22 protein-coding genes are annotated in these 21,872 nt (G+C 50.6%); 16 read left to right on the forward strand and 6 right to left on the reverse strand.

Translation table 11 applies throughout. The annotated features are described in order from the left end of the window. Positions 1 to 174: 174 nt before the first annotated feature. Positions 175 to 3,003 (reverse strand): excinuclease ABC subunit UvrA, encoded by a 2,829-nt coding sequence (uvrA, locus tag JIN82_RS01865; RefSeq protein WP_325099459.1) that lies wholly within the window; start codon positions 3,001 to 3,003, stop codon positions 175 to 177. A 225-nt stretch (positions 3,004 to 3,228) separates the two neighbouring features. Here uvrA and JIN82_RS01870 point away from each other — a divergent pair, with 225 nt between their 5' ends. The 3 genes from JIN82_RS01870 to JIN82_RS01880 all read left to right on the forward strand — a co-directional run bounded on the left by JIN82_RS01870 (position 3,229) and on the right by JIN82_RS01880 (position 5,737). Then, positions 3,229 to 3,732, forward strand: coding sequence for a sigma-70 family RNA polymerase sigma factor (locus tag JIN82_RS01870; protein ID WP_200309933.1), 504 nt, complete (start codon positions 3,229 to 3,231; stop codon positions 3,730 to 3,732). 51 nt (positions 3,733 to 3,783) lie between these two features. Then, complete coding sequence (locus JIN82_RS01875; RefSeq protein WP_200309934.1) at positions 3,784 to 5,226, forward strand: FecR domain-containing protein; 1,443 nt, start codon at positions 3,784 to 3,786, stop codon at positions 5,224 to 5,226. Positions 5,227 to 5,593: 367 nt separating this feature from the next. Further along, on the forward strand, positions 5,594 to 5,737 hold the full coding sequence (locus tag JIN82_RS01880) for a hypothetical protein (RefSeq protein WP_200309935.1): 144 nt from the start codon (positions 5,594 to 5,596) through the stop codon (positions 5,735 to 5,737). A gap of 140 nt (positions 5,738 to 5,877) precedes the next feature. On the opposite strand, the gene JIN82_RS01885 is transcribed toward JIN82_RS01880, so the two are convergent. Genes JIN82_RS01885 through mutL form a run of 4 tightly spaced genes read right to left on the reverse strand, consistent with a single transcriptional unit; the run spans position 5,878 to position 9,899 of the window. Further along, positions 5,878 to 6,519 carry a murein hydrolase activator EnvC family protein gene (locus JIN82_RS01885; protein ID WP_325099460.1) on the reverse strand — a complete coding sequence of 214 codons (642 nt, stop codon included), beginning with the start codon at positions 6,517 to 6,519 and terminating at the stop codon, positions 5,878 to 5,880. Between the two features lie 21 nt (positions 6,520 to 6,540). Next, positions 6,541 to 7,398: an undecaprenyl-diphosphate phosphatase gene (locus tag JIN82_RS01890; RefSeq protein ID WP_200309936.1), complete on the reverse strand. Its 858-nt coding sequence runs from the start codon at positions 7,396 to 7,398 to the stop codon at positions 6,541 to 6,543. A 33-nt stretch (positions 7,399 to 7,431) separates the two neighbouring features. Beyond that, complete coding sequence (locus tag JIN82_RS01895) at positions 7,432 to 7,899, reverse strand: MauE/DoxX family redox-associated membrane protein (RefSeq protein WP_200309937.1); 468 nt, start codon at positions 7,897 to 7,899, stop codon at positions 7,432 to 7,434. A gap of 11 nt (positions 7,900 to 7,910) precedes the next feature. Continuing rightward, on the reverse strand, positions 7,911 to 9,899 hold the full coding sequence (mutL, locus tag JIN82_RS01900) for a DNA mismatch repair endonuclease MutL (protein ID WP_234041704.1): 1,989 nt from the start codon (positions 9,897 to 9,899) through the stop codon (positions 7,911 to 7,913). A gap of 60 nt (positions 9,900 to 9,959) precedes the next feature. On the opposite strand from mutL, the gene JIN82_RS01905 reads away from it, so the two are divergent. The 13 genes from JIN82_RS01905 (at position 9,960) to JIN82_RS01965 (ending at position 21,241) form a co-directional block, all read left to right on the forward strand. Beyond that, a complete protein-coding gene (locus tag JIN82_RS01905; RefSeq protein WP_200309939.1) occupies positions 9,960 to 10,745 on the forward strand; it encodes a hypothetical protein in 786 nt (261 codons plus the stop codon). Between the two features lie 462 nt (positions 10,746 to 11,207). Continuing rightward, a complete protein-coding gene (locus JIN82_RS01910; protein WP_200309940.1) occupies positions 11,208 to 11,417 on the forward strand; it encodes an addiction module protein in 210 nt (69 codons plus the stop codon). Beyond that, a complete protein-coding gene (locus JIN82_RS01915) occupies positions 11,414 to 11,716 on the forward strand; it encodes a hypothetical protein (protein ID WP_200309941.1) in 303 nt (100 codons plus the stop codon). The genes JIN82_RS01910 and JIN82_RS01915 overlap by 4 nt, the downstream gene beginning before the upstream one ends. A 955-nt stretch (positions 11,717 to 12,671) precedes the next feature. After that, positions 12,672 to 12,926 carry a hypothetical protein gene (locus tag JIN82_RS01920; RefSeq protein WP_200309942.1) on the forward strand — a complete coding sequence of 85 codons (255 nt, stop codon included), beginning with the start codon at positions 12,672 to 12,674 and terminating at the stop codon, positions 12,924 to 12,926. Positions 12,927 to 12,936: 10 nt separating this feature from the next. Beyond that, complete coding sequence (locus JIN82_RS01925; protein ID WP_200309943.1) at positions 12,937 to 13,527, forward strand: SanA/YdcF family protein; 591 nt, start codon at positions 12,937 to 12,939, stop codon at positions 13,525 to 13,527. Positions 13,528 to 13,635: 108 nt separating this feature from the next. Continuing rightward, the gene (locus JIN82_RS01930) at positions 13,636 to 14,253 is read left to right on the forward strand and encodes a hypothetical protein (protein WP_200309944.1); all 618 of its coding nucleotides are present in this window, start codon (positions 13,636 to 13,638) and stop codon (positions 14,251 to 14,253) included. 138 nt (positions 14,254 to 14,391) lie between these two features. After that, a complete protein-coding gene (locus tag JIN82_RS01935) occupies positions 14,392 to 14,754 on the forward strand; it encodes a hypothetical protein (protein ID WP_200309945.1) in 363 nt (120 codons plus the stop codon). 90 nt (positions 14,755 to 14,844) lie between these two features. After that, a complete protein-coding gene (locus tag JIN82_RS01940; protein ID WP_200309946.1) occupies positions 14,845 to 15,315 on the forward strand; it encodes an SRPBCC family protein in 471 nt (156 codons plus the stop codon). 467 nt (positions 15,316 to 15,782) lie between these two features. Beyond that, positions 15,783 to 16,895, forward strand: a complete 1,113-nt coding sequence (locus JIN82_RS01945; protein ID WP_200309947.1) for an acyltransferase — start codon at positions 15,783 to 15,785, stop codon at positions 16,893 to 16,895. Between the two features lie 161 nt (positions 16,896 to 17,056). After that, entirely contained in the window at positions 17,057 to 17,440 is a 384-nt protein-coding gene (locus JIN82_RS01950; RefSeq protein WP_200309948.1) for a DUF4345 domain-containing protein, read from the forward strand. Between the two features lie 32 nt (positions 17,441 to 17,472). Beyond that, a complete protein-coding gene (locus tag JIN82_RS01955; RefSeq protein WP_200309949.1) occupies positions 17,473 to 17,937 on the forward strand; it encodes a YiiD C-terminal domain-containing protein in 465 nt (154 codons plus the stop codon). A gap of 66 nt (positions 17,938 to 18,003) precedes the next feature. Beyond that, positions 18,004 to 18,876, forward strand: a complete 873-nt coding sequence (locus tag JIN82_RS01960; RefSeq protein ID WP_200309950.1) for a metallophosphoesterase — start codon at positions 18,004 to 18,006, stop codon at positions 18,874 to 18,876. 139 nt (positions 18,877 to 19,015) lie between these two features. Continuing rightward, positions 19,016 to 21,241, forward strand: coding sequence for a glycoside hydrolase family 3 N-terminal domain-containing protein (locus tag JIN82_RS01965; RefSeq protein ID WP_200309951.1), 2,226 nt, complete (start codon positions 19,016 to 19,018; stop codon positions 21,239 to 21,241). 112 nt (positions 21,242 to 21,353) lie between these two features. Here the strand turns inward: JIN82_RS01965 and JIN82_RS01970 are convergent, their stop codons facing one another. Continuing rightward, the gene (locus JIN82_RS01970) at positions 21,354 to 21,863 is read right to left on the reverse strand and encodes an ATP-dependent zinc protease family protein (protein ID WP_200309952.1); all 510 of its coding nucleotides are present in this window, start codon (positions 21,861 to 21,863) and stop codon (positions 21,354 to 21,356) included. Positions 21,864 to 21,872 lie beyond the last annotated feature (9 nt).

The following is a 21,872-nucleotide window of genomic DNA, read 5'->3' on the forward strand; positions in this document are numbered from 1 at the left end:
CGTCGCCTTATGCTTATTTTTTGCTTATTTATTCACAAAAAGTAAAACATCATTTCGTTCTATTCTGGACCATTGCCTTGAGGGCGCGCGAAGCTAGCATCTTTGACAATTTTGTCACTTACTGAATACAACGAACTCACTGTGGCGCTAAACCATAATTTCAGCAAATCTTAATTACAAATCTTTCAGCCAAGGACCGGTAATGGATTGGGGCTCATTTACGATGACATTTGGCGCCCCTTGAGCGACGACATTTCCGCCATGCACGCCCCCGCCAGGGCCCATATCGATGATCCAGTCGGCGGCCTTGAGCACGTCGCATTGGTGCTCGATAATGAGCATGGAATGCCCGGCATCAACGATGCGGTTGAGCACAGCTAACAACACCTCCACATCTTGGTAATGCAGACCTCGAGTGGGCTCATCCAGCAAGTAGAGCGTGTGGCCATTGGGTGGTTTGGCCAGCTCGAGGGCGAGTTTGATGCGCTGCGCCTCACCGCCAGACAGCGTATTGGCTGCCTGTCCGAGTTTCAAGTAGCCGAGACCGACGTCGCAGAGTGCCTGCAGGATGGCATTTAGCTTGGGCACATTTTGGAAAAACTCTTGGGCGAACTGGCAGCTCATATCGAGCACATCGGCCATATTTCTACCTTTAAAGGTTACCTCTAAAGTCTCGCGGTTGTAGCGTTTCCCTTGGCAGGCGTCGCAGGTGACAAAAACATCACTGAGGAAATGCATGTCGATGCGGATAGCACCGTCGCCCGCGCACTTTTCACAGCGGCCACCTTTGTTATTAAAACTGAACCTACCAGCTAGATAACCACGTTGTTTGGATAATGGCAGCTGGGCAAACAAGCTGCGCACCAAATCCAGCGCGCCAGTGTAAGTTGCCGCATTTGACCGTGGACTTTTGCCCAGTGGTTTTTGATTTACCACCACTAGTTTGTCGATCTGCTCGGCACCTTCGATGGCATCGTGAGCGCCCGGCTGAGCGGTCGCGCGGTGCAGCTGGCGCGCCAGAGCACGGCGCAGAATGCCGTCGATCAAGGTGGATTTTCCAGAGCCACTCGGGCCCGCCACACACACCATCAGGCCGAGAGGAATGGCCACGTCGATACCTTGCAAGTTGTGCTCACGAGCATTTTTGATGACCAGCTGGCGACCATCTGGCTGGCGTCGCGGTGGTTCTAGCTGGCGACCACCGTGGGCAAACCACTTACCGGTTGGCGAATCCATTTTGGCAATCTCAGCGGGTTTCCCTTGGGCGAGGATTTCGCCGCCAAAACGTCCCGCCGCAGGCCCCATATCAATCACCCAGTCGGCAGCTTTGATGGTGGCCTCGTCGTGCTCAACTACCACTACCGAGTTGCCCAAATCACGCAACCTGAGCATCGCTTGAATGAGCCGCTCGTTGTCCGCCGCATGCAGGCCAATGCTCGGTTCGTCGAGCACGTAAATCACCCCAGACAGGCCTGCTCCCAGCTGGCTGGCTAGCCGGATCCGCTGGCTCTCGCCGCCAGATAAGGTATGGCTAGCGCGGTCTAAACTCAGGTAGGAAAGGCCCACGGCATCGAGAAAACTAATGCGCTGACGGGCTTCGCCCAGCACCCCGGCGAGCGCTTCGTTAGCCGCGCCTTGCAGCTGGAAATCATCCAGCCACTGACGCGCCTGCTCGACTGGCAGCGCACACAGTTCATCGATGCTCAAGCCCTCATCAGCGTCGCACATGAGCTTCACAGCGAGAATTTCTGGTTTCAGCCGGCGACCACCGCAGGCCGAGCACGACCGCTTGGTCATGAAGCGCGCCACGCTTTTCTTCACGCTATCGCTTTTACTTTCGCGGTAATGTCTTTCGGCAGCCACACAGAGCCCTTCGTAGGGTTTGAGCATGGGCACCTGCACACCATCTTTCTCCCAGTGCATGGGAACTTTTTCCTCACCCGTGCCGTAAAATAGCTGGCTCATGAATGACTTCGGCAGCTGGCTGACCGGCACGTCCATGGCCACACCATTAAACATCGCCAAGGCCTCAATCTGACGACCATTCCAGCTAGGCTTTTTGGCTGAGTTGGGCCAAATTTTCACCGCCCCATCAGCTAGGCTCACGCTGGTATCTGGGATGACTAATGCGGGGTCGCAGAACTGCTCGATGCCCAGACCGTGACAGCACGGGCAAGCGGCAAGGTGTGAGTTAAATGAAAAATGTTTGGGGGAAATCTCGCCAATTTCAAACCCCGTCGTCGGGTTGCGATAGCTGGTTTGGAATGCCAGCTCGCTCCAGTCGTCGTCATCTGGCTGCATCACCAGCGCGCGCACCTCGGTGCCACATAGGCGCATGGCGAGCTCAACGGAATCCGCCAGCCGGCTTTCTATCCCATCGCGTATCACCACGCGGTCGGCGACAATTTCCAGCTGATCGAGTTGCTCAGGCCATTGCTCCACGGCTTCATCGAGCTCTTGCAGCTGGCCATTGACACGGATGCGCACAAAGCCTTGGCGCTGCAGATTCATCACCATGGCGGTGAGATCTTCCGCTTCACTCAGCGGAATGGGCGCCAGCAAAATGACTTTGCTGCGCTCTGGTTTGCCAGCTAGCGAGTTGATGATATCTGCTGAGCTCATGCGCTGCAGCCGCTCGCCAGTAGCTGGATCGTGCGGCACGCCTGCGGCGGCGTAGAGGATGCGCAGGTAGTCGTAAATTTCCGTCGATGTCGCCACCGTCGACCGCGGGTTGCTCGCCGAGGTTTTCTGCTCGATAGAAATCGCTGGGCTCAGGCCTTCGATCGAGTCGACTTGTGGTTTCTCCAGCTGCTCGAGAAACTGGCGTGCGTAGGCGCTCAGGCTTTCCACATAGCGCCTTTGCCCTTCAGCGTACAAGGTATGAAATGCCAGCGACGATTTGCCACAGCCGCTGGGTCCGGTGATCACAACCAGCTGGGATTTTGGCAAGTCGACGTCTAGGTTTTTCAAATTGTGCTGACGCGCACCACGAATTTTAATCACATCCACAGGCCAGTTATTGTGCAGAATCCCCCGCTTGTCCACTCTGGGCTAACTAATTTCCCGCCACTACGGTGATAGATAAATGCGGTCTTTGCTAGTATTTTTAGGTTGTCGCTGAGGCAAATTCTAGCTCATGTTGATGAATCCCAAAGAATCATGGTTTAAGCTTATGTTTATTTTGCTCACTGTTTAAATTATAGAGTTCCTCCTATCCCAGCCACATCCATGCCCACTACGCTCGAAGCACAGTTTCAGACTCACAAGATCCCGCTGTATGCGTTTATCCGCAAATCGGGCATTTCCCCTAGTGAGGCCGACGACATCGTGCAGGATACCTTCCTCCATATCGTGCAACATCAAGACGAGCTCGCGCAGATTGAAAATTTTCGCGCCTGGATGTTCAAAATCGCGCGCTTCAAGATACTGTCGTACTTCCGCGACCACCAGCGCTCCAAGGTCAGCCACCTGAGTGATGAGAACCTGCAGATGGTGCTCGATGAAGCGGAGTTTCAGAACGACCAGCAAATCTCCGACCGCGTCGACCAGCTGAAAAATTGCCTCAAAAAACTACCACACAAATCAAAAGTCATTCTCGACCAACATTACTATAAAGGATTTGCGCTGCATGAAATCGCCGCCAAAGCCGGTAAAAGCAATGGTGCCATCTACAATGCCGTGAGCCGGATTCGCCAGATGTTAAAACAATGTCTCGAATCAAATCTTTTTTGATAACTTTTACCAAAGAAGTGGAACTACCCAGTATCCCCACCTCTCATCACCATGAGCCATCAACAGAATCAACAGCTCACAGCAGAGTCCAAGCAGTTGCTTGACCTCGCCATTCTCGGATCTCTAGACGAAGAATACGAAGAGCAATTTAACCAGCTGATTAAAAATCCACATGCCCGTGCCTACTACCACGAGCAGATGGAAATGCAGGCGGTGATGGAAAGCCATTACGTGGCTACTCGAGCTAGCACTGCGGAAAATGTCACGCTGTTCCAGCACTACAAACCAGCCATCTATTCCGCCGCGGCGGTTGTGGCCATCGGTCTGGTCAGCCTGTCGGTCTTTAAATTTGTCACCTCAGCTGACGCGCCTGCCGCCCAGCAAAGTCTGGCCAGCTATTCCATTATCAGCCAGCAATCACCACAGTGGCTCAGCGAGCAGCCAGCGGAAAATGCGCTTGTTGTTGGCCAAAGTTACCAGCTGGAAAAAGGCTCCGTGGTTGTCAAATCACCTGCTGGCGCCACCGTCACTATTTACCAAGATACCAGCTTCACGCTGAACACAGAAAATAGCCTGTCGCTCGAGCAAGGGAAAGTTTTTGCCCACACCAATGGTGCTAAGTTTGCCATCAAAACTGGCCAGCTAGATATTCAAAATATGGGCACCAGCTACGGCGTGCACTGCGCAGACGGACTCGTCAACATCGCTGTGGCCAGCGGACAAGTCAGCGCGTCTCCAGCTGGAGCTACTGGCAACCAGCAAATCATCAAAGCCAACGAGAGCCTAAACTATCACATTGACGACGGCTCATTTGAAAATGTCATTTTCGACGAAAATGCCTACCCAGCCATCACTCCGGCAAAAGCGCTGGCGGTGAATTTCGACAATACTCGGCTGTCCAAAGGAATGCAGGGAGCTGAGCTCTACGGCGCTAGCTGGGTAGATACTTACAGCAAAAGTGGCACCATCATGCTGGACCCCAGCCCAGTGCGCTTTTCCTGGTTATCGTCGCTGCGCTACGTGCAAACAGCGGTCGACCTAAATACCGCTGAAGATCAAATGTACGGCACTCACATTCGCGCCAATGACATCATTTACCGCGATATTGAGGACGAGGAAGCCGCTACCATGTACCACCCAAACGACGGCTACGGAGTGAGCTTCAAGCTGCAAAACATGCAGCCGTGGCTCAAGCGCGTTGGCGCCAGCTCGTATACGATCACCCTGTACATGAGCAGCTATACCAATACCACTCCATTTGAAGATGTGGATGTTTTTTCATCATGGAATGGTGAAGAATCTCTGCTGCACACCATCAGCGCAGCGACTCAACCATTTTCCTCACCTGGGCTCGACAACCCGCGTGGCCAGCACGCTCGCTTCCAGAGTGAGAACCTCACCGAAGACGAAGTGGTTGTGCGCCTCAAAGCAATTCGCCCAGGCGAAGAGAACTACAACAACCTGTCAGGAGTGATGATTACACCACACTTCTAAACACCTGTTTCATTTCTCTTTTGTAGTTTTTGTGAGGATTTAGCCGCCCAGTGGAATACCCTTTATGTCAGCAAGGTGACGGCAGCGTTACCTTGATCTGGCCACCAATAATGATCACGCTAGGCTGTGAAACATTGGCGGAGAAGTAAGCTGCTTAAACGCACATATCAGCAACTTACCTCAGCCGCTAGCCTGCGCTGACCCGTAGGGAGTCAGCGCAGGCTGGGACCCACCCAAATACCATTCCTACCAAATATCACCACAAGAGCTAAATCGATACTTCAAACCAGCACTACAACTTCACATATCCCTGCTGGTTTGGATCATTGATTAAACAGCCCTATTCCCATGATTACAAATGGCCACCATGCACAAATTAGGTGGCTACGAAAATGCTCTGCATCGCAGAGCATTTTCTGTGTCTAGCTGGCTGAGCGGCAAAGAAGACATGCCGCCAAATGTATTAAAACTCTGCCCAGCTAGCTGGAAACTCCTAGCTGGAAACTCCTAGCTGGAAACTCCTAGCTGGAAACTCCTAGCTGGAAAACCCTAGCTGGAAAACCCTAGCTGGAAACTCCTAGCTGGAAACTCCTAGCTGGAAACTCCTAGCTGGAAAACCCTAGCTGGAAAACCCTAGCTGGAAATGGCTAGTTACAGCCCTTTGAATACGCCGTAGTCGCGGTAGGTGCCGATAGGCATCGGGTATTTGCGCCATTCTCTGGGCAGCACACGGTGCTCGTAGATAAACTGCGTTGGATCAGCCCAGTTGGCAATGGTTGCAGGCACCGAGCTGCGATGCATGCCAATCGTCAAGTTGTGGCGCATTTCAAAATGCAGATGAGCTGAGTACATGCCACGGTTATTGCCGATGGTACCAATTTTCTCACCGCGTTTGACGACTTGGCCATTTTTCACGGACATGTCACGCAGGTGACCGTAAAGGGCATCGATAAATTTCACCTCGCCGCTGTCTTTATCGCGATAGCCATAGCGGATGATGGCTACTTTCCCCCAACCACGGCGCAAGTCGTGAGCAAAGGTCACCACACCATCGGCGATGGAATAAACGGGATCTCCGAGGTCGCTATCACCGCCACCGCGGCCGTTCCAGTCTTCGCCAAAATGGCTAGGCGCACGCAACCTCAACCCTCGCGCTTTGTAATAGCCAGTCGCATCCGGTTTCCCTACGGGAAAATCAAAGCCATCCGCTAAGCGCACTTTGATTTCTTCGGCTGAAACAAGCGGGCTAAAAAGCGACAAAAATAGACCAACGAGGAGGATCAGAGGTTTCACGTGCAGGGGTTTAACGCATTTTTACGCGTTCATCGAGAAATAAATGATGCCAGAAATGCCAGCTGCGTAACAATAATATGAGAAATACTCGAGACGCCCGCGCTTCACTGCTTGCAGCACAACGTAGATGGCAAATAAGCCCACGACAGCTGATGTCACCGCGCCAGCCATGTAGGCAGGATTCACGCATGACAGGCACGCTTCGATGAAGGCATCTTTAGTTTCCATGCCCTCAGCTGCATATTCTTTGGTACGATCTTTCAGCGCCATCACCAAACCACCAGCAATCGCCGGAATGGACATCAGGAAGGAAAACTCAGCTGCGCGCTCAGGTTTCACACCAGAAACCAAACCCGCTGCGATGGTAGAACCAGAGCGTGAGATACCAGGCAGGATCGCACACGCTTGGCCGATGCCCATGATCAGCGAAGATCCAAGACCTTCTTTGCGCTCGCGACCTTTCAGCACACGTGGGGCAAATAGCACCGTGCCTGTCACCAGCAGCAAGCTAGAAACCATCACTGGGTTGTTGTACGCTGCCTTAAACCAATCGCCAAATAACAAGGCCGCAATCACTGCAGGAACGGTAGCAATGCCCAGCCACATGATGCGCATGCGGTCGTCGCGCAGGCTCTCGTCGCGGAATGTCAGCAAAGATTGTGTCATGCGCCACAGCTGGGCGCGGAAGTAAATCAATACTGAGACCAGAGTACCAACATGCAAAATCACCTCAAAAGCAACATCTTCAATGTGCTCACCACCCTGCTCGCGGATGCCTAAAAGAAACTGCGTCAGCACGATATGTCCCGATGAAGAGATCGGTAAAAATTCTGCTAGTCCCTGAACGATACCGACGATGATTGCTTGCCAAATTTCCATAAAATCAATCCCTATAACAGGGTGGCGCAAAAACTAGGCAGCAATCTCATCTGCAGCAAGAGATTTCCCCTTCAAATTATACAACGCTAGTACCAATAAAATCAGTAATACCAGCACGTTGAGACCAATGTGTAAGGGGTAATTTGTCGGTTCGTCGCTAGCGCCAAAACAGCCACAGTTGATGTTCAATCCTCGCGCCCACGCGCTGGCTATCATGCCAATAAATCCAGCAAACATCACCGCCGTCACCAGCAGCGCGCCAGCGTAAAAACGACGGAAAATCAGACACACGCCAAGCAAAATTTCCAGACTCACGGTGAAATACGCCGCCAGCGCATCCCACGGCGGCGCATCAAATGGCGCCAGCCGGTAGTTCATGATCGACTGCGAAAACGCCTTGATATCCAGCAATTTCACCCCAGCAAAATAAATCAAATACACACCCAAGCTGACGCGCAGCGCCAAACATAGCCATTGAAATTTGTCCAATTTCTCTTCCATCACCAGTGACATTATTTTCCAAATTTTCTATCCAACTCAGTCAGCGAAATCTGCACCAAAGTAGGGCGCCCGTCTGGCGTGCAATACGGCAAGTCGCAGGCAAATAGCTGGCTCAACAATGGCTCCACCAGCTCGAGACGACAGGTTTCTAAACGACCCGCGCGCCGCGCCAAACGCGCCGCAAAAATCTCGTAGGTCATCGCCTTGGCTCGCCGTTGGCCCACCGCCGCGTGTAGCTCGTCGATCAACTCAGTGAGAAATGCGCGGCTGTCTTTCACTTCAAAAATAGCCGGCAGCGAGCTCACCTGCATGGTATTGCCACCAAAAGAATCTAGCTGGATGCCCGCCTCCAGAAAATGGTCGCGGTAGCGCATCACCAGCTCAGCATCCAGTGCGTCCAGCTCGAGCAACTCAGGCACCAGCAATCCCTGCGATGGCACGTGATCTTTGTCGTCGGCATTCACCAGCGCCTCGTAAACGACCCGCTCTCTGGCCGCTTTGGGGTCGAGCAAAACCAGCCCATCGTCGCCCTGTAGCATCACGTAGCGATCGTGCAATGCAGACAAAACCACAAAGTCAGGTTTCTGGATCATGCTGCGTCCAGCCACCTCTTCCATCTCTTGTTGATGTTCGGTTTGCGCGGGGAAATTTTTCCCGCCAGCTGGTGATGGCGCGCTAGTTGGGTTTTTCTTTGCCGCAGGGATTACCTTGTCATCCAGCTCTGGCTGGCTGGATGACGATTTATTGGTCGCAGATTTTTCTGTCTGGCTCGCCGACCGCGCTTTACTAGCTGGTTTCTCCAAAACACCAGTACCTCCACCGGCGGGACCATCTGCTTTTTCATGCGCACTGGATTTTCCAGCTGGACTCGGAGCGGATGATTGTGGCGCCAGCACCTCATCGGCATCATTTCCCAGCCGCTGGCTGGCAGCTCCATCCGCTGGTTTTTTCACCACCACATCGGGCTCAGCCGCTGGCGGTCGCAGTCCAGCCTCCACCGCTTTGGTGATGGTATCGCGCACTTCGTGAGGTCGGTGAAACCTCACCTCACGCTTAGCTGGGTGCACATTCACATCTACCAGCTGCGGGTTCATCACCAGCCACAGCCAGGCCGTTGGGTAAAGACCATCAGCCACCGCACCGCGGAAACCATCTTTCAGCGCACGAGAAATCGCCGCGTCTTCCACTGGCCGACCATTCAAAAAGACATACTGAGATTTCCTTCCCTTGCGGGCAAACTCAGCGGGCAAAACGTAGCCGTAAACTTCCAGCCCACGCAGCTCACTGCGCGGCACTTCAATCAGCTTGCGGCTCATGTCATTGCCAAATAATCCCGCAATGCGCACACGCGCATCATGGGTAGCGGGCAAATCAAAAACCACCCGACCATCTTTGCGGAAGGTAAACCTCACCGCAGGAGTGGCCAAAGCATGCAGCTTGATCTGGTGCTCAACATGCGCCGACTCCGTGGTCTCAGTGCGTAAAAATTTCCGCCGCGCTGGGATATTAAAAAATAACTCGCGCGCCTCCATGCAGGTTCCCGCAGCAATGCCCGCTTCACGCACGTCTTTCACCGTGCCGCCAACCACAAGCGCTTCCACCCCCTGCACCGCATCGTGCTCGCGCGAGCTGATCTTAAACCGCGACACACTGGCAATACTCGGCACCGCCTCACCGCGGAACCCCAAGGTGGCAATCGCCGCCAAATCTTCCGTCGTGCGCAGCTTACTCGTGGCATGGCGCTCCAGCGAGAGCAGCGCATCTTCACGGCTCATGCCGCAGCCGTCGTCCTGTACTTTGATCAATGCCGTGCCGCCGCGCTGGATCTCCACTTCTACATGGGTCGCCCCAGCATCCAGCGAGTTTTCCACCAGCTCTTTGACCACACTAGCTGGGCGCTCGACCACCTCACCCGCCGCCACTTGGCTGGCGAGTGTATCAGAAAGTACTTGAATTTTTGCCATCTTGAGAAATTTGGATGGTACTGCGAATTTTCCCATCGTAGGGTTCGCGCACCGCTGCCACCTTTGGCTAATTGAATCTAATCTGCAAGACTCGCTTTGCAATCCGAACCCAAGAAATCCTGGCTGGAAGAATATCTAGACCGCAGACCACCATATTATTGGTGGTTTCTGGGGCTTGTCCTCGCCTCATGTTTTACCCTCATCAGCTGGTCCATTTGCCTAGAAGTTTTCCATAAACCCGAAAACCCACGCTATTATAGGTGGCTTGGAAATATCAACCGCAGCCCAATCCTGCAAGAATACAGCCCGCAAAATGCGCCCAAAATCGCCGTCCAAGACGTCGAGCAAATGCGCAAAAGCTTCCTCCTGCTCAACCACTACGACCGCGAGGTGCTCAACCGCCGGCTGCTCCACTACTACCTGATCAACTACAACGAAAATACCCTCGCATCCTACCTGCGTGGAGAATTTCGCATCACCAAAGTGCGCCAGCTAGGCGACAACGATTTCATCACCCACGGCATTGTCATCGAAGCCCAAGCCTACCACCAGTTCGACGACGATACTCCAGCCGCCCCATACCCGCTCACCGCCACTCTCTACCTACCCACCCCCCTTGCCGATGCAGACGACGAAGAGGCCACCCCGCCTGAGCCACCAGCCAAACAAGTCAACAAATTCAAAGTGGGAGATAAACTCAACATCAACAAATTCCCCCACTTCTTCTCGCTGCTCAACGTTCACACCATCCCGCGCGAAGGTGATGATACCATCTATCACATCAGCGCAGTCTCACTAGCCCAGTCATTCAATCCCCCACACGGTAAACGATTCAACCTCGCACCTCCCAAAAAACTCAATCTCAAATATCTTGGTAGGTAGAGAAGGGGGAAAAGAGTAGAGGGAAGTTTTCAGTTTTCAGTTTTCAGTCCTTTGCATTGAAACTAGCTGCGCCACGCGTGTCCGCGCCCCGACCTAACACTGCCAGCTAGAGCAGGTTTGTAACCAGCTAGGTATTAGAAGTTAGAAACTCGCTCTCACCCCCGAGGGCTAGACTGCTTGAATAGATTTAAAACTAGCTGGGCTTCATCAGTTAGAAACTCACTCTTCTCACTTCACCATTCACTCTTCCCCGCAGTGGCTCCAGCCCGTAGGGCTAACCAGACTTTAGCCGCGGGTGAGCGAGCCCAGCGAGCGCAACCCGTGGAGCGCCAGCTAGATGAATCGTTCCCCGGAGGGGAAATGGAATGTCGACTCCACTAAGCCTCCGAGTGGCGGGTGGGCTGTGAGTTTAGGCAATAAATAACTGCTGGTGAAAGCAGTGGTATAGAGTATAATAGCCACATGAGCATCTCTGAAATTACCCATCTTCCCTTGCGCGAGAAGTTTCAGATAATGGAGCTTTTGTGGGATGATATGCGCTCAAGCGTTGACTCCGCAGGAACCCCCAAAGAGCACCAAGAGCTACTTGACTCCAGACGGAGCCGTGTTGCTAGAGGTGAAGCTTCATTGATGGATTGGGATCGTGTTAAGAATACAATCGGCCAAGTATGATTCGTATTAGAGTTTCCGAGGATGCCTTGGAGGATTTGAATAACGGTTTTTGGTTCTACGACTCTCAGGAGGCAGGTTTAGGTGATTATTTTGCCACCAATCTAAAGGCAGATATCGAGGGTTTGAAGATTACTGGTGGGATTCATCGCCAAGCGTATAAGGATTTCTACAGATTACTGAGCAGAGTTTTTCCCTACGCTGTGTATTATACGATGGATGATGAGGGTGTCATTGTATGGGCAGTTGTCGATTGTAGACGGCATCCTGAATGGATACGCCAGCATCTAGAAAATAAATAAACCTAATCGGCTAGCAGCTAAATTTTAACCTGATCCCCCCTACCGCCAATCGTACGGATCGCATAAGTGGCGGTTCAGAATAAACCACCTAGCTCTGAGCTTTGCGATTCGCTATCGCTACTATTCCAGCTCAGGCTATCAAACAGCGGCCCAACTTCTAACACACAGGAACAGCTACCAATTCCTAACACACAGGAACAGCTGCCAATTCCTAACACACCGGGGCACCTACCTCCACCACCCAGCCACGGAGTGGCGACCTTTCGAAGCCTTGGGCATCGCCCAAGGTCCAGCCCATCTCGAATGCAGAGCCACGGAGTGGCGGCCACCCGCCAGCTAACACCCCCGCATCCTAACTAAATCATTGACTCATTAGAGATTTCTAAGGGGATCTCGACCTCGTCCAGCTGCCTGACTCAGTGCTCCGTTCTCTTTACGAAGATCTGCGAATCGAATTGGGTGATAGTGATCTCGTCGTTGTCGCCATTAGCGAAACTATAGAGAAACGGCAACGATTTCGATCCTCCCTGCCCGAGCGAACTCTACTGTGCGCTCTACTGTGCGCTCTACTGCGTGGCAGCCCCCGAACGGAGCGAGAGGCTAAATGCGGTGGAAAACTCTATGCATCATCAGTCTACCAGTGGGCTAGCCGCCAGCACGCTGTTCACTATCTACAGTGGCTAATCGAAGATATGTTCGAGCCGTTTGATAGATTGTGAGATCTCCCAACAGAAACCTGATCATCCGTGGATGCCTACCGGCTGATCGAATCAGCCTAGAACAGCTTGGGCCTAACACGAAAACATAGTTAGACCTGATACAGCCCCGATTACATTGACTTCACGGCTTCGTAAACCTAACCTGCAAACAAGAGACCGCGACTAGAGAAGACCGCCTGGTCATAGTCCTTTATGATCAATCACCAGTGCTCTGTAACACTCTAAGCTATTGAAATATGTCACCTAAAAACACTGCATTACTGTCTATAGCGTGGATTATTCTATGTCTTATACGTATTGGCTCAAGGTGGGATGACCTCTATTGGTTCTTTGTGACTATCAGCAGCTCAGACCCTAGAAGTTTAGGCGTGATCAAAGGCGACCTCGTCTGGAGCGCCAGTGATGCCTCATTGTGGTTTATCGGACTCATTATATGGTCAATTTCCCTAAGCTATGCACTCTTTAAGCTAACTAGTAAACATGCTGACTAGCTACATAGACATGAATAAATTCCGCATCCGCAAGCTGTTATTCCTATCTGGCTTAAGTGCCTTGGCGCTCATTATTGTTAGTATTCTAGCAATAGTGTGGGACGGGCTGAATGATCATGTTGATCACGCCGACGTCTGCTTAGTGTTAGAAAATACAGTCCACCCAGATGGAACACCTTCAGACCGCTTGGTGGCTCGCCTAGACCGGGCAGTTGAACTGTATGAAAAGGGCTTGTATAAGTATGTTATTGTCAGTGGCGCTTTAGGCAAAGAGGGCCACGATGAGGCTGTGGTAATGCAGAGCTATATGATTTCTCGTGGCCTCCCCCCAGAGCGAGTGATTGCCGATAGCTTAGGCTACACTACCTACGACTCGGCTGCCAATACGATGGCGTTTATGCGCGATCATGATTTGGAAAAAGCTTTGGTCGTGACCCAATATTTTCATATTCCACGAGCAAGGCTTGCGTTGAAGAAGTTTGGAGTAAAGCAGGTATTCACAGCTCACGCCTATCACTTTGAATGGAGAGATCTATATTCTGCTCCTCGCGAGATTCTAGGAATTGCGAAATACACCTTCCGTTCATATGATACACAATAAATTTGCCCGACGAGGCACATCACCCAACCGCTTCCCCTCGACTAACTAACTTAACCAACAATGTTGCTGGTAGAGTAGTTAGTAATTAGAAGTTAAAATTAAAAAACAATGGAAACCCAGACCGCGCCATTCACAAAAAAGCAGCTGAAGGAACTTGAAGGGTACGTTGCGCTATCAACTAGTATCACTCGATCCATTGGATTTCTAATTACTCTCATTTTAGTTGGAGGCATTCTTAATGCAATTCAGCGTAACTTCCCCCCCACACTTCCCCCGCTTTGGCTCATTCTAACGATCGCCATTGGTATCATCATTTACGTTAAGGCAGGCAAGTGGACAGGAGGAAGAAAGTTAAGGAACAAAATCAGACAAGACCTGAAAAATGGAAGCTGCAACTATCTAATCATCGAGCCAACTGATGTTATTGAATATGCTGAACTAGAGGATGAAGGTCCTTCCTACCTAATCAAAACCATTGATAAGGAAACGATTTTTTTGTCAGGTCAGTTCCTAGAGCGCCACAAACGTAGAAAATTCCCATGGGAGAAATTTGCACTCCAAGAAGCCCCTGCATCAAAGATCTCATTTGGCATCCAGAAAATGGGTGATCCCATTTCTGTTACAGAACAGCGCCCCCCTTTGGAATACTGTGTTTTGAAGCAAATTGGAGCATTCAACGGTGACTATGTTGTATTAAGCTCCCAAGAACTGGAACTACTAAGCTAGCGAAAGACGGTCTATACGAAGAAACATCCCTAGACTAAACTTAGGCACAATCACATTATGATCTTCCCCTCAAAGCCTACATATATTGATACACTAGAAAATATTATCGCTTTACCAGACTAACGCTAAACAAATCAAATGAACTCCGAATCACACGAACTCTCTCTGCTTAAGGCATACAGCTCATTATTCGAGAAACCTCAACAGCATCAAAAAAAGGTGAAGCTATGGTCGTCCGTGATCATCCTAACTTCTTTCATCGGCTTTGCTGTGGTTTGGTCACTAGCTGGAAAAGAACAAATCACCACGCAGAACGCATCAGCTGTCTCGTTAGTGATAGGTATCATCATCGGCGGAGCTGCATTTTACCGATATTCGGTAGATCAGATCTCCATCCTAACAAAATACTTTGAACCTAAAAAAGAACTCATTGAATCAAGAATGCGCGAACTCAGTGAGGAATCCGACTCAGCCAAACATCAAAACCCAAGCAGTCAGTGAATGGCGGCTCCAAGTAGCGCAGGCAAACGTATTCCTATCATCAGCCAAGTCACGCCCCACTAGCACTGAGCACAAAAAATCGCTAACAACATGAAGATACGAACTTCTAGATTTATCAATACATCAAGTGAGCGACTGTGGCCATTGTTGACAAATTCTCGCATGGACGTTCCTGGCTGGTTTTGTCTCGGAGTCCCACAACCAAAATCGTGTGAACTACCTAACACCAACGGCGAGGTTGGAGCTGAACGCCGATGTATTTCAGACCGAGGCACGGTAATTCAGAAAATAACAGAATGGGATCCCCCTGTCAGATTGCGCTTCAAGATGCTTACTACTGATCATACTTGGGGGCCATGTGTGGAATCACTAGAAGAGGACTTTCATCTGGAGGTCCATGGCAGCGGAACACGTATCACAAGAACAACAACCATCACAGCTAGCGGCATATTTCCATGGCTCAAGGAGTTAGGGTTTTATTCAGGATTGAAACGAGTCCATCTGTACGTATTCCACAACTGGAAAAAACACTCCGAAGAAGGTCTCAACCCAAATAGCTAATCACCTGCACAACTTACAATAGCTCCAGATTGCAGCAAAGGTTGATGTTGCTAAAAATCTAAACCGAACAAGACCTATCTAAACGAAGGGCCGCTAACCTTGTAGATCTGGTATTCGATATTTCTCGCAGAGCTATATTATATTACTCTGGTCCGCAAAAATATGTATTGGGCCTCTACCGTAGCAGTTATTATTATAGTGATTGGCATACGGGCAGCCTTAACTGAAGCCATTGTTAGGGCAACTGTAACAAACAAGTGAACCCTGTCGATTTAACCGACAAGCTTGTAGAAAAGGGTGCATAAAATCGATAGACACAAGTCAAAAAACTAAACCCATCAAGCTGTTTGCCGTGCGCCTGACTCAACAAACGAACGTACCACCCACTACTGCAATACAATGACATTTCCTCTCAGCTAGGTTCGTAATAAGTATCATTGCTAGACTAACAATGAGAAAATTTCACCATGGAACAAAGAGAGAGAATTGATTATTTAGACACCCTTCGTGTCATTGCTTGTTTCCTAGTTGTGCTCTGTCACGCAGGAGACAACTACGCAGCCAGCGGACCTAACGGCACCTTCGGAGAAGCATGGAGCCAGCTCATCACCCTAACTAGGCCCTGTGTTCCCCTATTCATTTTGCTCTCGGGCACCTTATTGCTCCCATTAAAAAACGATACTGGAACTTTCCTCAAAAGGCGATTCACCAGAGTTGTCATCCCCGTACTCATCTGGTCTATCCTCTATGTAGTTATGCCAATTCCAGCCGAAGTCGTTTTTGGTGGCCCACCTAACGCCTTTACCGGCGAGATGGATCCTCTTGTCTATAATGCCATGATGATACCAATAAACTTCACAGCAAGTAATGTTCATTTTTGGTTCATTTACTCTATCATTGGCATCTATCTGTTCATGCCCATTATTTCACCGTGGGTAGAAAAGGCATCCAAAAATGAGATACTAGGATTTCTAGCTATTTGGGGTGTCACTCTATTTTTTCCCTACATTCGCCTCTGGTTCCCACAGATTCATGGTGAATGCACGTGGAATTCTTTTGGCATGTTAGTCTACTTCAGTGGCTATTTAGGCTACATCATACTGGGCATCTACCTGCACCGTTACAATAAGCTAAAACCAATGGGCTCGTGTGCCCTTGGCGCCGCATTATTCGTCATTGGGGGTTACCTAACCTATGAAGGTCTATGGTTTGATATTGGTCGCCTAAACTCACAAGTCGTCTCTGAGGTCAATTCAGCTGGCTGGGTCGACATTGAGTCATCTATCAACTTCCTAACCATCAATGTTGCCATGATGACAGCTGGCGTCTTCATCTTCTTCCAGAAACTGCAGCTCCCTGAGGGCATGAACAAAATCATGAGTGAACTCTCGAAACTAAGCTTTGGCATCTTCCTCGTTCATTACATCCTTTGTTTGTGGATTAGCGACCAACTCGTTAGCCGATTGACATTTAGCCCAGGTGTCTCTGAGGTGCTAGTCGCCATCATTATATTTGTCGCCTCATATATCGTCGTCAAGCTGCTCTCATTGTTGCCAAAATCAAAATACTTGATTGGCTAACAATCTGAATCGTCGCATCAGCGTGGTGCGACAATCCCCCTTAAATAAGACAGGCAAATAAAAAACCCACAAAAACAAGCTCAGACCTTTCTATGTAATACACTTGCAGCATTAACTATAGATTGACCCCAGCGCCCACTTCGCCGTATATTCATACGGATATGAATCTCAAAAAAGCACTTTTGCTAGTATCCTTTGCTACCATCTCGGTAATTGCCTTGATCTATGGAGTCTCGCCAGCATGGTTCAGCAAAACCTTCTTGCTAGAAGCTAACACACCAAGCGTCGATCAGTCGCATATTCTCAGAGCGGTGATGATGCTCTACATCGCGCTTGGTGGCTTCTGGCTCTACTCAGCCTTCTCTGACAAATTCCGTGATGCGGGCATCATCGTGCTCGCACTGTTTTGCGGTGGACTCGTTTCTGGCCGCCTGATGAGCATCATGCTCGACGGATGGCCATCTCCACTGCTCTTGCTCTACGTGGCGATGGAACTCGCTATTGTGCCCATTTGTATATGGCTACTAAAATCAGATAAGCACTAACAGACTCGCGACAAACTCCATCCAAACTAGTAATGACCGTAGAAGAACTAACTGAATACATCAATGAGCACATTCCTGTAACTGCTCATCTGGGAGCTAAAGTCACATTTTATGATGGTGAAAAATTAGAAATTCATGCGCCGCTGGAGCCAAACTTAAATCACCGAAATACAGCCTTTGGTGGCAGCCTCTCCGCTCTGGCCATTCTCTCAGCTTGGGCATTGTTATTTATAAAAATGAAAGAACACAAGCTGCAAGCTCAGCTAGTGATTCAAAAGAGCTCATTTGATTTTACCGAACCCATCGAGGATGATTTCACAGCTAGCTGCCTAGCCCCTAACGAAGCTGACTGGAATAAGTTTTTAACCACGCTAAACAAAAGAGGCAAAGCAAGGATCCAGCTAGATTCATCAATCGTCACAGCTCACAATGAAGGCGGTAATCACAGCGGCAGCTATGTCGCTATCCTGCAGCCACAGAGTGATGAATCATCCTAAAGCAAAAACTAGGCTTCCATGATCTTCGAACAGATGTACGAATACATTGTCTGATATTATGCACCTATGAGCCAGCCACCTTCAGCCCCACCAGCTAGACGATTCAGCCGACGTAAATTTCTCGGTCTTTCTGCGCTCACCGGTGTAGGCAGTATAGCTGGAGTTTCAGCCTACGCCCACTTGCTAGAACCAGAGCAGCTATCTATCACCGAAAAAGACATCCAGCTGCCTAACTTGCCTGATGATCTCGACGGCATTCGCATTGCCCAGCTGACCGATTTCCACTACAAACCCGAAGACCACAAAGTGCTCGCCGACGCCGTGGCGTCTATCAACCAAATCACGCCAGACATCATTTTTCTCACTGGCGATTACGTCGACGAGCCTAGCAATCTAGCTGAGCTAGTTAGCCACTTTGAAAAACTCCACGCGCCCTATGGCATCTACGCGTGCATCGGCAACCACGACCACTGGAAAGGTGCGCCGAGAGTTCTCGGCAAAGCATTACGCTCAGTGGGTGTGCGAATATTGGTCAACGAAGGTACCGTGCGCAGAATTCGCGATACCCCCGTGTATATTCTAGCCACCGACTCTATCTGGGCGGGCAAGCCAGATCTGGATAAATGTTACGCTAACCACAATGGCGAACCCGTCATCGCGCTGGTTCATGAGCCAGATTATTTTGACGAATTCACCAGCAAATACCCGCTAGACCTGCAGCTCTCGGGCCACACACACGGTGGCCAATGCCGTATTCCTCTGGTCGATGTTGCTCCCTTCTCCGTCCCCTACGGTCGTAACTACGTCTACGGTGAATTCCCTCATCCAACCCAACAAAACGCCCGCTTGTTTGTCAGCCGCGGGCTTGGAACTACAGCCATCAGAGTGCGTTTCGCCTGCCCGCCAGAACTCGCAGTGCTAACATTGCGAAAGAGCTAGCTGGATTTAGCGTAGTGGTAATGACGCATCCAGCTGGGAAATATCAACTAAGCAGTTCATCACGATTAGCTTAGATGATTGCAATCTCAGCGGCACTGGCTATCGTCACCAATCTCATAAATTAGCACTATCAATACACATGGATCTGAAAACTAAGATTGTAGCTTCTGTTGGAGCCCTAACTGTAGCTACGACGCCGCTCACTACCCTCGCCGAAGAAAAAGATGAGCACATTGAAAAACTCATCGCCCAGATGAATGTCGTGGAAAAAGTCGGCCAGCTCAACCTGCCTGGGGTTGGCGCGGCGCTCGCCAAACAAGACCAACTGGCAAAGCTCAAGAAAGACATCCACAGCGGACGTATCGGCAACTTATCTAACGTTTTCAATTTCGAAGGCAAACGCATGCTACAGCGCGAAGCGGTGGAAAACTCACGCCACGGCATCCCGCTGTTATTTGCTACCGACGTCATCCACGGATACAAAACCATTTTCCCCATCCCGCTAGGTGAAGCCGCTTCGTGGAATATTGAGGCGATGGAACAAAGTGCTAGAGTAGCTGCTAGAGAGGCCTCTGCAGCTGGTGAAGCTTGGACCTACGCACCTATGGTGGATGTATCTCACGATCCACGCTGGGGACGCAACATGGAAGGTGCTGGCGAAGACCCGTATCTATCATCATTGGTAGCCGCCGCTCGAGTACGAGGATTCCAAGGCGACGATCTATCACAACCTGATACCATCCTCGCCTGCATGAAACATTACGTTGGCTATGGCGATGTGCAGGCTGGCCGCGACTACCACGCCGTGGACATGTCTGAGCGCCGGTTGCGCGAATTCCACCTACCGCCATTCAAAGCCGCTGTGGAAGCTGGCGTGGAAAGTACCATGTCAGCCTTCAACGAGATCAATGGCATTCCATCAACAACTAACAGCTACCTACTGCGCGACATCCTGCGCGACGAATGGGGCTTTGAAGGATTTGTGGTTTCCGACTACACCGCCATCGAAGAACTGATCCACCACGGCACCGTAAAAGACGCTGCCGACGCAGCTCTGCAGTCATTAGAGGCGGGCATCGATATGGATATGGTCTCCGATGTTTATGTCGACGAGCTACCAGCTCTGGTGAAATCAGGCAAGGTGGACATGAAACTGCTAGATGACGCAGTACGCAATGTGCTGCGCGTGAAAAAGAAACTGGGTCTGTTTGACGACCCATACCGCTACCTTGACACAGCCCGTTTCAAAGAGCTCAATGAAGCATCAATTGACAGCGATTTAGCCTATCAGCTAGCTGCCGAGTCATTAGTGCTACTGCAAAATGAAAATCAAGTTCTCCCTCTATCAGCTGGCAAAAACATTGCCGTTGTTGGTCCGCTAGCTGAAGCCAAACGCGACCTGCTAGGCTGGGCTATCTGCACCGGCAAGTGGGAAGACATGGAGACAGTAAAAGAAGGCATCGAGCGCAATAACAAAGGCGGCAATGTCATCTATGCCAAAGGCTGTGACTTTGACGATGATGACCGCAGCGGATTTGCCGAAGCGCTCGAAGCAGCCAAACAAAGCGACGTCGTTGTCATGGTACTAGGTGAAGCCTGGGCAATGAGCGGTGAAGCTACTAGCCGCAGCGACATCACCATTCCCGGCGTTCAGACCGAGTTGTTAGCTGAAATCAAAAAACTCGGCAAACCAATCGCCCTAGTAGTTATGAACGGACGCGCACTCGCGCTGCAAGATGAAAGTGAACTGGCTGACGCCATCCTCGAAGCTTGGTATCCAGGCAACGAAGGCGGCAAAGCAGTAGCTGATACACTCTTTGGCCACAACAACCCACAGGGTAAATTGCCAGTCACCTTCCCACGTTCTGTTGGCCAAATTCCTATCCACTACGATATGAAAAATGGTGGCCGCCCACAAGATCCTAACGATCTCAAGAACCGTTGGGTTTCACGTTATACCGACATCCTCAATACCCCACTCTATCCATTTGGTCACGGCTTGAGCTACACCACCTTTGAATATGCAGATGCCAAGATGTCTAGCGAGACCATGGACTCAGGTGGCAGTGTGGAGCTCACCGTGCAACTCAGCAATACTGGCGAGCGCGAAGGCACCGAAATCGCCCAGCTGTATATCCGCGACCTCGTTGCTAGCGTCACGCGCCCAGTGCGCCAGCTCAAAGGCTTCCAGCGCGTTGCCCTCAAGCCAGGTGAAAGCAAAACGCTCAGCTTCACCATCGACGAAGAAATGCTCTCATTCTACCGCCGCGACATGAGCTGGGGAACTGAACCCGGCGAATTCCAGGTCTTTGTTGGCGGCTCTAGCGATGCCGAGCTGATGACCAGCTTCACGCTCACTGAGTAAATCTACCATCCATCTATCAATAAAAAAAGCACCGCCAGCTGGCGGTGCTTTTTTGTGACTAGATCTAGCTGTGGATCAATATCCAGCCAGCTAAGCTGACTAACATTCTATCTTAGTCTTCAGAAATATCGACATCGACGTAAAACTCTTCAGCCAGCCAGTCGCGGCCTAGCAGCAGCTTGTAGGTCATTGCTGAGCGGTCGCGCAGGTTGACGTCGATGGTTTTGCTGACGCCACCCCAATTTAACGTTAGAGGCACCTGATAGCGAGTCTCGCTACCTTGAGCATTACGCACGTGAACTACCCCTGAGATCTTAGATTCAAGGGCAAATGATTCGCCATCGGCATTGATGACATTAAAGCTTACAGCTTTGCCGATATTTTCTTTTTCTTCCTCGGAGGCGTCTTTGATCACCACATCCACGGCATTGATAGATGTTGTTCTCGCTCCCGTATCAGTACGCGCGAGCAGCGATTGACCGAGCTCAGTCACTTCAACCAAGGCCGTTTCACCAATGATCACACGATCACTGGTGCCGCCAGTTGATTGTTGTTCACAGCTGTTGAATACGAATAGGGCTGTCACAGCTATTGCTGATAGAGATAATTTCTTAATTTTCATAATAAATGA

It is taken from the genome of Persicirhabdus sediminis, from assembly GCF_016595495.1.
Classification (GTDB): Bacteria; Verrucomicrobiota; Verrucomicrobiia; order Verrucomicrobiales; family Akkermansiaceae; genus Persicirhabdus; species Persicirhabdus sediminis.

Excerpts from the sequence above, each read along its gene's own strand:
- JIN82_RS01950 (WP_200309948.1), top strand. The coding sequence starts at position 17,057 with ATGAATCTCAAAAAAGCACTTTTGCTAGTATCCTTTGCTACCATCTCG.
- JIN82_RS01930 (WP_200309944.1), top strand. The coding sequence starts at position 13,636 with ATGGAAACCCAGACCGCGCCATTCACAAAAAAGCAGCTGAAGGAACTT.
- JIN82_RS01965 (WP_200309951.1), top strand. The coding sequence starts at position 19,016 with ATGGATCTGAAAACTAAGATTGTAGCTTCTGTTGGAGCCCTAACTGTA.
- JIN82_RS01920 (WP_200309942.1), top strand. The coding sequence starts at position 12,672 with ATGTCACCTAAAAACACTGCATTACTGTCTATAGCGTGGATTATTCTA.
- mutL (WP_234041704.1), bottom strand. The coding sequence starts at position 9,899 with ATGGGAAAATTCGCAGTACCATCCAAATTTCTCAAGATGGCAAAAATT.
- JIN82_RS01915 (WP_200309941.1), top strand. The coding sequence starts at position 11,414 with ATGATTCGTATTAGAGTTTCCGAGGATGCCTTGGAGGATTTGAATAAC.
- JIN82_RS01910 (WP_200309940.1), top strand. The coding sequence starts at position 11,208 with ATGAGCATCTCTGAAATTACCCATCTTCCCTTGCGCGAGAAGTTTCAG.
- JIN82_RS01870 (WP_200309933.1), top strand. The coding sequence starts at position 3,229 with ATGCCCACTACGCTCGAAGCACAGTTTCAGACTCACAAGATCCCGCTG.
- JIN82_RS01875 (WP_200309934.1), top strand. The coding sequence starts at position 3,784 with ATGAGCCATCAACAGAATCAACAGCTCACAGCAGAGTCCAAGCAGTTG.
- JIN82_RS01960 (WP_200309950.1), top strand. The coding sequence starts at position 18,004 with ATGAGCCAGCCACCTTCAGCCCCACCAGCTAGACGATTCAGCCGACGT.
- JIN82_RS01880 (WP_200309935.1), top strand. The coding sequence starts at position 5,594 with ATGCACAAATTAGGTGGCTACGAAAATGCTCTGCATCGCAGAGCATTT.
- JIN82_RS01940 (WP_200309946.1), top strand. The coding sequence starts at position 14,845 with ATGAAGATACGAACTTCTAGATTTATCAATACATCAAGTGAGCGACTG.
- JIN82_RS01935 (WP_200309945.1), top strand. The coding sequence starts at position 14,392 with ATGAACTCCGAATCACACGAACTCTCTCTGCTTAAGGCATACAGCTCA.
- JIN82_RS01925 (WP_200309943.1), top strand. The coding sequence starts at position 12,937 with ATGAATAAATTCCGCATCCGCAAGCTGTTATTCCTATCTGGCTTAAGT.
- JIN82_RS01895 (WP_200309937.1), bottom strand. The coding sequence starts at position 7,899 with ATGGAAGAGAAATTGGACAAATTTCAATGGCTATGTTTGGCGCTGCGC.
- JIN82_RS01970 (WP_200309952.1), bottom strand. The coding sequence starts at position 21,863 with ATGAAAATTAAGAAATTATCTCTATCAGCAATAGCTGTGACAGCCCTA.
- JIN82_RS01945 (WP_200309947.1), top strand. The coding sequence starts at position 15,783 with ATGGAACAAAGAGAGAGAATTGATTATTTAGACACCCTTCGTGTCATT.
- JIN82_RS01955 (WP_200309949.1), top strand. The coding sequence starts at position 17,473 with ATGACCGTAGAAGAACTAACTGAATACATCAATGAGCACATTCCTGTA.
- JIN82_RS01890 (WP_200309936.1), bottom strand. The coding sequence starts at position 7,398 with ATGGAAATTTGGCAAGCAATCATCGTCGGTATCGTTCAGGGACTAGCA.